A 12,602-nucleotide genomic window follows, 5' to 3' on the forward strand; every position below is an offset into this window, starting at 1 on the left:
ACGTTCATAAGGCCGGAGGCCCGCGATGGCGAACAATTGTTTGAGTCTCGTTCTGCACGGCGGCGCCGGCGCCAAAGCCGGGCGTGACTATGATCGCGAGGTCGCCCACATGCGCGGCCAGGTCGAGGCCGGGCGCGACATGCTGAAGGCCGGGATGAGCGCCCTGGACGTGGCCGAGACCATCACCCGTGAGCTGGAGGTCTCGGGCCTCTACGTCGCCGGGCGCGGGTCCTCGCCCAACACCAATGGCGTCTATGAGCTGGACGCGGCGATCATGGATGGCGCTCTGTTGCGCTGCGGAGCCGTGGCGGCTCTGGAAGGTTTCGAGAGCCCCATCGCCGTGGCCCGCGAAGTTCTGGAGCGGACCCAGCATGTGATGCTGGCCGGCAGCGGCGCGGCCGGCCTGGCGGCGGCGCGCGGCTATGCCCGGATCGCCGACCCGGAATCCTGGTTCACCCACGCCGGGACCTTCGAGGACAATCACCCGCCGGGAACCCTGGCCCATGGCACGGTCGGCTGCGTGGTGCGTGATGGCGAGGGCCGGCTGGCCGCCTGCACCTCGACAGGCGGGGTGTTCGGCAAGATGCCGGGCCGCGTCGGCGATACCCCGATCATCGGCGCGGGCTGCTGGGCCGACGGCACGGTGGCGGTCAGCTGCACCGGCCAGGGCGAGTATTTTGTGAAGGTCGCCGCCGCCGCCCAGGTCGCCCACCGCATGCGCTTCGGCGGCCAGTCCCTGGCCGAGGCGGCGGACGCCGTGCTCGGCGAGATCGCCGCCATGGGCGGCGATGGCGGCCTGATCGCCGTGGCCGCCGACGGAACCATCGCCATGCCCTATGTGTCGCAGGGCATGAAGCGCGCCGCCCTGACGCCGGACGGCGACATCGTCTCGGCGGCTTTCGCCCTGTAGGGCGGCTGGACAGTTTCGTCTCTTGAGGCCCATATCCCGGTCATGACTGACACCGCTTACGACGCAGACGTCATCATCGCCGGAGCCGGTATGGCCGGGGCTACCCTCGGCCTGGCCCTGGCCAGCGCCGGTCTGACCGCCATCCTGGTCGATCCCGCGCCGTTCGACGCCCAGCTGGCCCCGACCTTCGACGGCCGCTCCAGCGCCATCGCCTACGCCAGCTTCCGCCAGTGGAAGGCGCTGGGCGCCGGCCCCGATCTCGAACCCCACGCCCAGCGGATCGAACAGATCCTGGTCACCGACGGGACCAGCCCCGGGGCCGCCGCCAGCCGCCCGGGCTCGGCCTTCCTGCGCTTTGACTCCGCTGAGATCGGCGACGTCAGCGATGGCGAACCCCTCGGCTATATGCTGGAGAACCGCCGTATCCGCGCGGCCCTCGGCGCCGCCGTCGAACGGTCCGACAAGCTGACCGTGCTCGCCCCGATGAAGGTCGTCTCGCTGGAGGTCACGCCCGCCGCCGCCCGGGTGACCCTGTCCGACGGCCGCGTCCTCAAGGCCCCGCTGGTTGTCGGCGCCGAAGGCAAGAACTCCGTCATCCGCCAGCAGGCCGGTATCGGCGTCGTTGGCTGGCCCTATGCCCAGTCGGGGGTCGTGGCCACCGTCGAACTGGAGCGCGACCATGAGGGCGTTGCCCACGAATACTTCCTGCCCGGCGGACCGTTCGCCATCCTGCCCCTGACCGGCCAGCGCGCCAGCCTGGTCTGGACAGAAAGGACCGCCCAGGCCGAGGCCCTGCGCGGCGCCCGATCCGAGATCGTCCACGCCCATATGCAGCGCCGCTTCGGCGAGTTCCTCGGCGCCCCCAAGGTGGTCGGCCCGGTCTTCGTCTATCCCCTGGCCCTGTCGCTGGCCGAGCAGATGAGCGCCCCCCGCGTGGCCATCCTCGGCGACGCGGCCCACGGCGTGCACCCCATCGCCGGCCAGGGCCTGAACCTCGGCCTCAAGGACGCGGCGGCGCTCGCGGAGGTGCTGGTCGAGGCCCTGCGGCTCGGTGAAGACATCGGCGCCGAGGCGGTCCTGGAGCGCTACGCCGCCTGGCGCCGCTTCGACAACACAATGCTGGCGGTGGCCACCGACCTCTTCACCCGCCTGTTCAGCAACGACATCGCGCCCCTGCGCGCGGCGCGGGGCCTCGGCCTTGCGGTGGTCAACCAGATCGCCCCGGCCCGCCGCTTCTTCATGCGCGAAGCCGGCGGTGCGGTCGGCGACTTGCCCCGACTGCTGCGGGGCGAGTCGCTGTAGACATCGAGGGTCGTCGAACGGCGATCTTTTCGCGATCCCTTTGGACTGCTACAGCTTTGGCGGTCACTTCAAGGGGGAACGCGTGAGCCGAGCAATAACTGCCGCATTCGTCCTGGTGCTGACGCTCGCGGGCTGTTCCAAGCCTGCCGCGGAGAAGGAACTGCCCTTCGCGCCGGACCCGATCCGGGTGGTCGATGATCCCGACCCCGCCGTGACCCAGCCGGTCGCTCCGACCGCCGCCGCCGGCGGGTCTTCCGAGTTCGAGTGCGCCACGGCGGCGGCGACCGAGCCGGATCTGAAGCGGCTCGAGGAGAGCAAACGTCCCGACGCCGCCGGCCGAGAAGTCGATGTCGACACCTTCGACGGGACCGGCCTGACCGTGTTCGGATTCCCTGCTCTCTATGTCGAGCGCCACAGCCGCGACGGCGCCCCCGTCGGGGTCGGGGCCTATGTGCGCGCCGACGCCGCCGCGGTCCGCCAGAAAATCGGCGAGCGCTTCCCGCAGGCCAAGGCCACCGCCGACGGTTTCGTTGGCGAGGGTCTGCGCCACCCCATCATGCTGCAGGACGCCGAACAGGGCCTGCTGTTCATCCAGTGCGTCGCCCCATGAGCAACCTTTTCGAACAGCCCGGCCAAGGGCCTCCCCAGGTCTGGGAAAGCCTGGTCACGCCCGGCCACGTGAACGCCGCCCGCCTGCGCCGGCTGCAACCCTGGCTGCTGGCCATCGGCCTGGTGCTGATCCTTCTGGGCCAGCGCATGCTGACCGAGGTCCGCCCGGAGGTCGCCGTCAACAACCGTGAGATCGTTCTCGACAAGGAAATGCGGAAGGTTCGGCGGACCGCGGAGGAAGCCTTCCTTCTCATTCCGTCACCGGCGGTGCGCCGGAGCCAGCTTGCCCGGCTGGTTCCAGCCGACAGTCTGGCCGAAACCCACAAGCTGATCCTGCAGGAGCTCAACCGCACCAGCGAACTGCCCAAGCGGGTGAAGTACAGCAAGGTCTCCGCCTCCGAGTTCTGGCGCACGGAGTGGCCGGCCGACCGCATCATCATCGCCCAGAACGGCAAGCTGAAGCTGGTCGGGGCGATCTTCAACGCCGGGACCGCCGAGTTTCCGGTTCCGGCTCGTTGGCTCAGCGTCTACAGCCGCCGCCCCGGCGGCTGGGAGAACGTCGCCATCTACGGCGGCGACTTCGTCGGCCTGCAGGACCAGCCCATCGTCAACGCCGGCGACATTCCGGTCACCCTCAAACCCCTGCTCAAGACCCGGGAGAAGGCCAAGCCATGATGTCCTTCCTCAACTGGCTTCTCGGCAGCCTCCCGGGCCTGACCCTGATCGGCCTGGTGATCGTCGGCGGACTGGCCTGGCTGTCGCAGGTTGGCTGGATCCGGCGCATCCTGTTCTTCGCCATCGCCCTGATCCCGGCCCTGCTCCTGGTCCTGGTCGGCGCCTTCAGCATCCTGGTCTGGTGGCTGGTCGGGCCAGTGACCGACATTCTGCTCCGCTTCATCCCGCTCGACCGCGGCGCTGCCTGGCTGCTGGCTCTGCCTGCCCGGTTCAGCCGCATGCCGCTCGTCCGTGGCGACCGCGCCGCTGTCGCCCGTCGCATGTGGCCGCCGGGGCCCTATCCGGACCTCTATGAACACCCTCCGGAAGATCTCGTCCGGCCGCCCTATGAGGACGGACGGCTGCTCGGCGGCCTGGAAATCACCTGGCTGGCCGACCGCTACCTGCATGAAGCGGCCTACCGCTCGGCCTTGCGCGGCGGCTTCAAGGGAGCAGTGGTCGTACTGATCCTGCTGCTGACCCTGATCCTGACCACCATGATCATGCAGGTCTTCGACTTCGTCCCGGCGCTGTTCGAGGGCGCACGGCCGGTGATCGAGCAATGGCCCGGCGCCGAGCCGGTCAAGGTTTCCACCTGGAGCCTGATCGGCGCCAACCTGGGACCGGCCGTCTCCAACCTGGCGGGGCAGCTCGGCGCTCTGATCGTCTACCTGCCGGCCACCGCCCTGTTGGCGGCGGGCGTCGGTGTGATCATCTTCCTGATCCTGTTGAATACCTGGCTGCGGGCCAAGTCCGAGCCCTACCGGCTGGCGACCAAGGACGCAGACGTCCGCTGGCCGTTCCGTATCGAGAGCCGAAACCTGATACGCGAAACCTATCGCAAGCAGCTCCGCCACGCGGTCGGCTATCTGAACGGGGCCTCGACCTATCTTGTCGGCGCCGCCACCGGGACGTTGCGAGCCCGCGGAGACCTGGCGGCCCCGACCCCCAACCAGCCCCTCAAGCTGGACCGGGAGTCCCTCTTCCAGCACCTGTTGGTGCTCGGCGGTACAGGCGAGGGCAAGACCACGGCCGTCATCAAGCCCTTGTTGCGCCAGGTTCTGGCCGACCCGGACTTTGGCGCCTTCATCAGTGACGCCAAGGGCGTGCTTTGGCGCGACGCGGTCGAGGTCGCCGAGGCGCTGGGCCGAGGCGGCGACGTGGTCGTCCTCGGCACGGGAGACGGTCAGAGGGGCCTCGATCCCATCGCCAGCCTGCAGCCGACCCAGGTGGCCAGCGTCCTGCGCTCGGTGCTGCGCCAGATGGGCGGCGGGGAGTCCCAGGACAGCTTCTGGCCCGACATGGCCGCCACCGTGCTGCGCCATGCCCTGACGATCGGCAAGGCCTATGCCGCCACACCGGCGGGACAAGCCGAGAGCGAGCGGACCGGCGTCAACCCCTACAGCCTGTGGTGGGCCTATCAGGCGGTGGTGTCGAAGGACGGCCTCACCCCGGTCCTGGCCGCCCTCGAGCAGGAGCGCGAAGCCTGGCGGGCCAAGGTCGTTGCTGCCGAAAAAAAGGGCGACAGCAAGGGAGCCGCCGGACTGGTCGAGCAGTTCACCGCCACCTTCTCCGCCGATCTGGCCGCCTCGATCCGCTACATGTCCGGCGCCTGGCCGGACATGGCCGAGGAAACCCGCACCGGCATCATCGCCAACACCACCCAGTTGCTCGACGGGTTCTCCGGGGCCCGGACGCTGCGTGAGCGTTTCGCCAGCGGACCGCGGCCTGACAGCGTCGATCTGCGCAAGGCCCTGGACGGCGGTATCATCCTCAACGCCCTTTCGACCATCGAGGACGGCCTGCCCGCCCGGCTGACCGCCATCCTGATCAAGACCGCCCTTTACCGCGAGGCCCGGCAGCGTGAAACGGACTGGAAGGCGACAGAGGGCGCCGGCTCGCCGCAGGACCGGCCCTGCCTGGTGCTGATGGACGAGGTTCAGGAGCTGGCCACGGTCGATCCGGCCTCAGGGCTCAGCGACGCCAGCTTCTGGAACGTCGCCCGCTCGACCGGTCTGGCCGGGGTGTTCGCCAGCCAGAGCCTGGCGGCCCTGAACCAGGCCATGGGCCACGACGCCGCCGACAACTTCGTCCAGCAGGCCCGCTCCAAGATCTTCATGCGGGTCGAGGAACAGGCGACCGTCGACTACGCCTGCTGGTGCGCCGGCGAGTTCGAGCGCAACCGCGTCTATGAGGACCAGCACCGCGAGAGTCTGGAGTACCGCTGGCTGATCGACGGCTTCGACCCTCTGGCTCCGATCGACGAGCGGGAGGAAATCATCGCCGGCCCGGGGGCCTTCTTCTCCGCCGCCCTGGGTTTGCTGTTCCCTTCGCGCCTGTCCCTTGCCGCGGCCCGCCGGAAGGCGACCTACGAGGTCGACGAGCGGTTCGTGACCACCGACGGCTCCAGCCATTTCTGGGGCCTGGACCGGACCGACGCCCCCCTGATCAACGCGGCGGAACGGGCGGTCTGGCGCTCAGAGGACCTGACCCGGCAATACCGCACCCAGGGCAACGAACGCCAACCGGCCCTCTCGCCGGCTGACATCATCCATATGGGCAGATGGCACGCCTTCGCCCATATTCAGCGGGCGGGCGCGGTTCGCCAGGACATCGTCCGCCTGACGCACGATTTTGATCGGGAGGCCTGAGTTTGCGGCTGGCGGCGTTTCTTGCGGTTTGCCTGATCGCGGCCGGGCCCACGCTCGCCGTGGCCCAGCCGCCGAAGCCTATTCCCAAGCCCGTCGCCCCCACCGCAGTGCCCAAGCCCCTGCCCAAGCCCAAGGCGGCGCCCAAGCCGGTTCCCAAGCCCGCGGCTAAGCCCCCTGCGCGGCCGCCCGCCCGCCCCAAGGCTGCGCCGAAAGCGCCGGCCAAGCCCCGGCTGATGATTCCAGCCACGGTCGGGACCTATCTGAGCGAACTGTGCGGCCGCTCCGGAGGCCGGCCTGTCGACCCGGAGGGGGCGCTGCAGCTTGGCGATTTCAACGGCGACGGCTTGATGGACTATTTCGTCGACCAGCACCGCCTGCGCTGCACCAGCGGCGCGCCGCCACCCCGCGGGACCCTCGCCGAGGCGGCGCTGTTCACCGGCCAGCCGGACTCGGCCGGCCGCGTACTGCACGTCAACGCCTGGGACAGCCGCGTCGAGCGCGAGGGCGAGATGTCCTGGCTCCTCCTGGTCGTCGATGGCGACCCCTGCGGCTTCGCCCCCCGTCGCCAGCGTTGCCGGCTGCGGCTGGACTACGACGCCTCACGCCGCCAGTTCCGCTTTGGCGAGCGGGTCTTCGTCGACAGGTCCGGCGCCGAGATGGCCAATCCGGCCTGGTTTCCCATGGCGCCCGACCTGGCCAAGGGCTTCGCCGAGGGCAAGTTCCGGCTGGGCGACGGGCCCAAGGGCGGTTGCAAGAAGTTCTACGAGGACACCGCCTACCGGTCCACCATGCGCGCCAGCTATGAGGCGGACGATTGGAACAGTCTGGTCCGCCAGGTGACCGGCCCCGACTGCGACAGCGACCTGGGATGGTTCTTCCTGGGCGTGGCCGCCGAGAACTTCGGCAAGCGCGAGGCCGCCGTCAGCTATTATCGGACCGCCCTCAAGCGGACCAACCTGAAGAGCCTCAACTACTACAAGTTCTGCCGTACCTTCGAGGAGACGGGCGGCTGCTTCGGGATCGACATTCAGGCTCAGAGCGAACGGGCCCTGGCCCGGCTGGCCGCGCCGTAGGAGTGGCCATGAAAGCGTTCGATGATCACCGGGGCGCCGGCGTGGAGATGACGCGTGAGGAGTTCAGCGCCCTTTACAGGCTGGCGACCGCCGCGCGGCAGAACTTTGAAGGCCTGGACGAAGAGATCGCCCAACTGAACGCTGAACAGTTGGCCGAGCTGGTCAAGACCATGCGCGGCGTCATCATGAGCTACTGATCGGCGCCCCCGATGTCGAAACATGATAAGGACGCGGACCAGATCGCCGACAGGATCGCCAACGGCCACGGCTACGACAAACACATCGACAGGTTCTCGCAGGCGGACGAACACGGACCCGCCTTGCCAGTGACGGATCGCGAGCAGTACCGGGACCACATCGCCGGCACGCTCAAAGATGGAAACACGAAGGGCTTTCAGGCCGCCGATGGCCGCGACCAGCTGTACAACGCCGATACCAACACGTTTGTCGGCTCCAATCCCAAAGCAAAGGACCACGGGACGGCTTTCAAACCGGACGATGGGCCTGACTACTACGAGTCTTTGAAGAAGGACGACGCGGACTATCGGGCGCGGAATGGCCTGCCGGAGCAGCCGTCGGTAGAATCGGGTGGGTACGCGGCGCTGCAGGACCAGAAGCCGGCGCCGTCGGCCAGGAAAGGTTCCACCTCTTCCGCCTCGAGCCAGATGGACGCCCATTGGCCACCCCCGCCGCCGCCGCCGCCGCCTTCCGAGGGCGAGACGCAGGCGGAGGAACAGCCGCGCGGCCGGAGCCGGTAACTACTCGCTGAGTTCCCGCGCCTCTTCCGGCAGCATGACCGGCACGCCGTCGCGGATCGGGTAGGCCAGTTTGGCGCCCTTGCTGATCAGCTCGCCGGCCGCGCGGTCATACTCCAGCGGGCCATGGGTGATCGGGCAGACCAGGGCCTCGAGCAGGCGCGGATCGACGTCGATGGGGGAGGGCGCTTCAGTCATAGCCAGTCCCTTACTGCATCGTCGTGTCGTCGTCGTCCCCGATCACCGAGCCGATGCGCAGCAAGGCGATGAGGATCTCGGCGCGGTCGGCATGGGTGATCGCCTCCAGCAAGGCCTGCTTCTCGGCCGGCTCGAACGGCAGGCCCATCGCCAGGCTGTCGATCAGACTTTCGGCCGGGGCCGAGCCAGCGGCGTCCCAGTCGACGGCCAGGCCGCGCGGTTCGAGGTAGCCCCGCAGCGCCTGCAGGAACTCGGCCTTCTGGATGGCGCAGTCGGGCGGCGGCTGCAGGTCGCCGATGAAGGGCTCGTAGTCGGCGCGGACCTGACGATAGGGGGCCATGATGCCCAGCTCTTCGCGCACCCGGAACCGGCAGACGCCGGTCAGGGTGACCAGGTAGCGGCCGTCGCCAGTCTCGGCGAAGGCGGTGACCCGGCCGGCCGTGCCGACCGGCGCCAGGGCGGGGCGCTCGCGGTCGCCGCCGGCCCTGGTCTGGATCATGCCGATCATCCGGTCGCCGCCCATGGCGTCGTCGAACATGTTGAGGTAGCGCGGCTCGAAGATGTTCAGCGGCAGCTGACCGCCCGGCAGCATGACCGCGCCGTCGAGCGGGAAGACCGGTATGGCCTGGGGCAGGTCGTCGATCTTGCGATAGCCCGTGACCATCGTGAGCCTCCTAGCTGAACAGGATGGACGACAACCGGCGCCGTCCCGCCCTGGTCACGTCGGATGTAAGGCCCGCGGCCTCGAAGACCACCAGAAGCTGCTTGCGGGCGGCTTCCTCGTTCCAGGCTCTGTCGGCGGCGATGATGTCCAGCAGCAGGCTGGAGGCCTCTTCGTGGCGGCCCTGGCCGGCATAGGCGCCGGCGAGGTCGAAGCGGGCCTGCAGATCGTTCGGATCGGCGGCGACGGCCGCTTCCAGTGGCGCGGTCTCGCTGGCGGCGCCCTCAGCCAGGGTCAGGCTGGCGCGGACGGCTTCGAGGTCCGGGTCTTTGGCGTCGGCCGGCGCCAGGGCGGCGATCTCAGCGGCCTGCTCCAGATCGCCCTGGGCGACATAGATGCGGGCAAGGCCGCCGATGGCCTTAACATTGGCCGGGTCCATCTGCAGGGCCTGGGCATAGGCCTGGGCCGCGCCCCCGACGTCGCCGAGCTCGACCGATTCCTTGGCCAGGGCGAGCACCTCGTCGATGGCATTGGCCGGCGGCGGGCCGGCCAGGCGCTCGACGAACTGGCGCACCTGGCTCTCGGGCAGGGCGCCCTGGAAGCCATCGACCGGCTGGCCGTTGACGAAGGCATAGACCGTGGGGATCGACTGAACCCGCAGCTGGCCGGCGTAGGCCGGGTTCTTGTCGACGTCGATCTTGACCAGCTTCACGGCCCCGCCCATCGAGGCGACGACCTTCTCGATCACCGGCGTCAGCTGTTTGCACGGCCCGCACCAGGTGGCCCAGAAGTCGACGATGACCGGCTGGACCTTCGAGGCCTCGATGACGTCGGCCATGAAGCCGGCGTCGGAGCCCTCCTTGATCAGGTCTTCCTTGCTGGGGCCGGGGGTGGTCTCGCCGATGAGGGTCATACGTGGTCCGTGATTTGGTTCAGGCGCGAAAGATGGGCGCTAGCCGGCGCCGGTTCAACGCGCCGATGCGTCGATCCGCTTCAATTCGGCGAAATCGACGATGATCGGCTCGCGCCCCAGGGCCTTCAGGAACTTTCGGAAGTCGGCCTGGCTGACCCCCGTGGTGGCGGTGTTGGTCAGGGGGTGGAAGTTGACCGGATCGCTCTGCGCCAGGGCCGCATCGAGGACGAAGGTCACCCGATGGTCGGTGTCTTTGGCCAGGGCGAAGGCAGTGACCGACCCCGGGGTGACGCCCAGGGTTTCTTCCATCAGTTCGGCCGATCCGAACGACAGCCGGGCCGAGCCGATGACCGGGTGGAGCCGCTTGAGGTCGATCCGGGTCTCGCCCAGGGCCGAGATCAGCCACAGCCGGTCCTTGGCGTCCTTGAGGAACAGGTTCTTGGTGTGGCCGCCCGGCAGGCCAGCCTTGAACGCGTCGCCCTCGCCGACCCGGAACACGGCCGGGTGGTCGAGGCTGTTGTGAGCGATGCCGAGGCCTTCGAGAAAGGCCAGCAGCTCAGCCTTGGTCCGCATCCCTAGCGGCCGCCGGGATCGCGGGTCGACAGCGGGGCGTCCGGGTCGGACGGCGGACGCTTGGCGGCCGGAGGCGGCGGCGGGGCCGGCTTGGCGGCCGGCGGTTCCGGAACGGGCAGCGGCGGCGGTGCGACCACGGCCGGAGGCGGCGTCTCGACGACCGGCGGCGGAGCGGCGGCCTTGGGCGCAGGCTGGGTCGCGGCCTTCGGGGTCGGAGCAACGGCCTTCGGCGCGGCGGCCGGCTGGGGCGCCGGCGCGGTCGGGTCCTGTGAGGGCCGCAGGTCGGTCGGGGCCGGGGACGGCGCCGGCTCGGCGGTGACCGGCGGCTGGCTGGCCGGGGCGGTCTGCGGCGTCGGGGCCGGAACGATTTGCGGCGCGTCCGGGTCCTTGCGCATCAGCAGGCCGACGGCGACGAGCAGAATGGCGGTGATCGCCACGCCGCCGGCGATCATAGGCAACAGGCCGATGGCGGGCTTCTTCTTCGCCGGGGCGGCGGGGCGAACCGGGGTGAAGGCCTCTTCCGGCTGGGCGCCAACGGGTTCGGAGGCCACGGGCTCGGGTGCGGGACGACGGACCGGCTCCGCGACAGGCGTCCTGGCGACAGGCGCATCGGCCACCGGCATCGGCGCGGCCGGGCCACGCACCATCCGCTCAGGGACCGGAGCCGGCGCGGGAGCCGGACGGGGCCGCGGGGCCGGCCGCTGGGCCGGAATCTCCGGCTGAGGCGAGGACAGGGGCGAGGCGGCCGGCATGGCCTTGAAGGTCGGCCGTTCCAGCGGCTGCGGACGGCCGGCGAGGCCGAGGGCGCGCAGGGCGGCGGGATCAAGCTCGCGGTCCAGAGACATCGGACCGGCCGTGGGGATCACCCCGGTCGGCTTGCTGGGCGCCCAGGGGCGGGCGTTGGGAATGGCCGAGCCTGTCAGGATGCTGCTCTCGCGCGGCGGCGCGGCCGGTTGGGCGGCCGGTTCGGGCGCGCTGCGCAGGGTCGGCGGCGCCATGCTGGGCACGGCGCTGGTCTGCATGTGGGGCCGGGGCTTGGGCGGCGCGGCCTTGGGCAGGGGCCCCATGGTCAGGGAAACGCCCCGCGAGCGGGCCCAACTGCCCGGCGTGCGGTCGGCTTCCGGCGCGGCGGCGGCCTTGGGAGCCTCCGGCGTCGCTTGCGGGGGATTCTTCGTATCCGGAGCGTCGTCGGGGGTCTGGTCGCCAGAATCGGAAGGCTTGTCGGTGGGTGTCATCGAAGTCCTTGGGCGGCCGGTCGTCAGGCGGGGGACGATCTATCGCCGATTTCCGCCGGTTGGGTCCAGTCTGGCGCCGGAATTCGCCGCAACCAAGGCGCCCGCGCCTCTTGCGAAAATTCCCACCGGGCGCGAGAGGATAGTTCCATGAGTGACGACCTGATCAAGCCGCCCCTGATCCTGGAATGCTATCCGACCAACGAGCGGCCGCCGGACATCGTGCCCGGCCGCCCGCAGCGGGCCTGGATGGACGCCTTCGCCGAGCGTCACCCCTACCGCTGCCTGCCGCTGACCATGGCCAACACCACCGGCTGGGAGGTGCTCAATCCCGTCGGCTTCACGGCCGAATGGAACGGCGGCGCCCACCAGGACTGCATCACCTTCACGCCCGACCAGCAGCACCCGGGCTTCCACGACCTGGTGAAGAGTCATTTCTCGCGCGGCATCATCACCTTCCACACCGGCTATCTGTTCCGCACGCCGCCGGGCTGGTCGATGTGGTGCGCGGGTCCCCCCAACCACATCAAGGACGGGGTGCAGCCGCTGACCGGTCTCGTCGAGACCGACTGGCTGCCCTTCCCCTTCACCATGAACTGGATGTTCACCCGCCCGGGCCGAATCCGGTTCGAGAAGGGCGAGCCCTTCTGCTTCATCACCCTTATGCCGGACCAGGCGCTGCAGCAGACCCAGCCCCTGACCAAGAGCCTCAACAAGAACCCCGACCTGCGCGACCAGTACGAGGCCTGGTACAAGTCGCGCTCGGAGTTCAACGCCAAGCTGGCCAAGCAGGACCCCGAGACCATGCGTGAGGCCTGGCAGCGGTTCTACTTCCGCGGCGAGCTGCCCGAGGAGACCGGCCCGGCCCCGGCCAAGCATGTCAACAAGCGCCGCCTCAAGGCCCCGAAAATGGGATTCTGAGAACCCGAAGATTCTTTGCCGGGCGCCGCTTGCAAAGATTTGCACCCTCTGCCATAAGCCGCGCTCTCGAATTCGGGCGGCGCAAGCGGC

14 protein-coding genes are annotated in these 12,602 nt (G+C 69.6%); 9 read left to right on the forward strand and 5 right to left on the reverse strand.

The genetic code is table 11. From position 1 onward, the window contains the following. The first annotated feature begins 25 nt into the window (after nt 1-25). From AC2YG9_RS19950 to AC2YG9_RS19985, 8 genes are all read left to right on the forward strand, one after another. The gene (locus tag AC2YG9_RS19950) at nt 26-910 is read left to right on the forward strand and encodes an isoaspartyl peptidase/L-asparaginase family protein (protein WP_487299751.1); all 885 of its coding nucleotides are present in this window, start codon (nt 26-28) and stop codon (nt 908-910) included. Nucleotides 911-952: 42 nt separating this feature from the next. After that, nucleotides 953-2,212 carry a UbiH/UbiF/VisC/COQ6 family ubiquinone biosynthesis hydroxylase gene (locus tag AC2YG9_RS19955; RefSeq protein ID WP_487299752.1) on the forward strand — a complete coding sequence of 420 codons (1,260 nt, stop codon included), beginning with the start codon at nt 953-955 and terminating at the stop codon, nt 2,210-2,212. A gap of 82 nt (nt 2,213-2,294) precedes the next feature. Next, nucleotides 2,295-2,822, forward strand: a complete 528-nt coding sequence (locus AC2YG9_RS19960; RefSeq protein WP_487299753.1) for a hypothetical protein — start codon at nt 2,295-2,297, stop codon at nt 2,820-2,822. Beyond that, nucleotides 2,819-3,496, forward strand: coding sequence for a hypothetical protein (locus tag AC2YG9_RS19965; protein WP_487299754.1), 678 nt, complete (start codon nt 2,819-2,821; stop codon nt 3,494-3,496). The genes AC2YG9_RS19960 and AC2YG9_RS19965 overlap by 4 nt, the downstream gene beginning before the upstream one ends. Beyond that, nucleotides 3,493-6,186 carry a type IV secretory system conjugative DNA transfer family protein gene (locus AC2YG9_RS19970; protein WP_487299755.1) on the forward strand — a complete coding sequence of 898 codons (2,694 nt, stop codon included), beginning with the start codon at nt 3,493-3,495 and terminating at the stop codon, nt 6,184-6,186. Before AC2YG9_RS19965 ends, AC2YG9_RS19970 begins: the two co-directional genes overlap by 4 nt. A gap of 59 nt (nt 6,187-6,245) precedes the next feature. After that, the gene (locus AC2YG9_RS19975) at nt 6,246-7,259 is read left to right on the forward strand and encodes a hypothetical protein (RefSeq protein ID WP_487299756.1); all 1,014 of its coding nucleotides are present in this window, start codon (nt 6,246-6,248) and stop codon (nt 7,257-7,259) included. Between the two features lie 8 nt (nt 7,260-7,267). After that, entirely contained in the window at nt 7,268-7,456 is a 189-nt protein-coding gene (locus AC2YG9_RS19980) for a hypothetical protein (protein ID WP_487299757.1), read from the forward strand. A 12-nt stretch (nt 7,457-7,468) separates the two neighbouring features. After that, nucleotides 7,469-8,017 carry a hypothetical protein gene (locus tag AC2YG9_RS19985; protein ID WP_487299758.1) on the forward strand — a complete coding sequence of 183 codons (549 nt, stop codon included), beginning with the start codon at nt 7,469-7,471 and terminating at the stop codon, nt 8,015-8,017. On the opposite strand, the gene AC2YG9_RS19990 is transcribed toward AC2YG9_RS19985, so the two are convergent. The 5 genes from AC2YG9_RS19990 to AC2YG9_RS20010 are packed head-to-tail and all read right to left on the reverse strand — an operon-like array spanning nt 8,018 to nt 11,594. Then, nucleotides 8,018-8,212, reverse strand: coding sequence for a Trm112 family protein (locus tag AC2YG9_RS19990; protein WP_271067072.1), 195 nt, complete (start codon nt 8,210-8,212; stop codon nt 8,018-8,020). A gap of 10 nt (nt 8,213-8,222) precedes the next feature. After that, nucleotides 8,223-8,876, reverse strand: coding sequence for an LON peptidase substrate-binding domain-containing protein (locus AC2YG9_RS19995; RefSeq protein WP_487299759.1), 654 nt, complete (start codon nt 8,874-8,876; stop codon nt 8,223-8,225). Nucleotides 8,877-8,886: 10 nt separating this feature from the next. Next, nucleotides 8,887-9,786, reverse strand: coding sequence for a thioredoxin (gene trxA, locus AC2YG9_RS20000; RefSeq protein WP_487299760.1), 900 nt, complete (start codon nt 9,784-9,786; stop codon nt 8,887-8,889). Between the two features lie 54 nt (nt 9,787-9,840). Then, nucleotides 9,841-10,359 (reverse strand): prolyl-tRNA synthetase associated domain-containing protein, encoded by a 519-nt coding sequence (locus AC2YG9_RS20005; RefSeq protein WP_487299761.1) that lies wholly within the window; start codon nt 10,357-10,359, stop codon nt 9,841-9,843. Between the two features lie 2 nt (nt 10,360-10,361). Beyond that, nucleotides 10,362-11,594, reverse strand: coding sequence for a hypothetical protein (locus tag AC2YG9_RS20010; RefSeq protein WP_487299762.1), 1,233 nt, complete (start codon nt 11,592-11,594; stop codon nt 10,362-10,364). A gap of 174 nt (nt 11,595-11,768) precedes the next feature. Between AC2YG9_RS20010 and AC2YG9_RS20015 the strand changes: the two genes are divergently transcribed. Further along, the gene (locus tag AC2YG9_RS20015; protein ID WP_487299833.1) at nt 11,769-12,512 is read left to right on the forward strand and encodes a DUF6065 family protein; all 744 of its coding nucleotides are present in this window, start codon (nt 11,769-11,771) and stop codon (nt 12,510-12,512) included. The last annotated feature ends 90 nt before the right edge of the window (nt 12,513-12,602 follow it).

Source organism: Caulobacter sp. SRI_014, assembly GCF_057586315.1.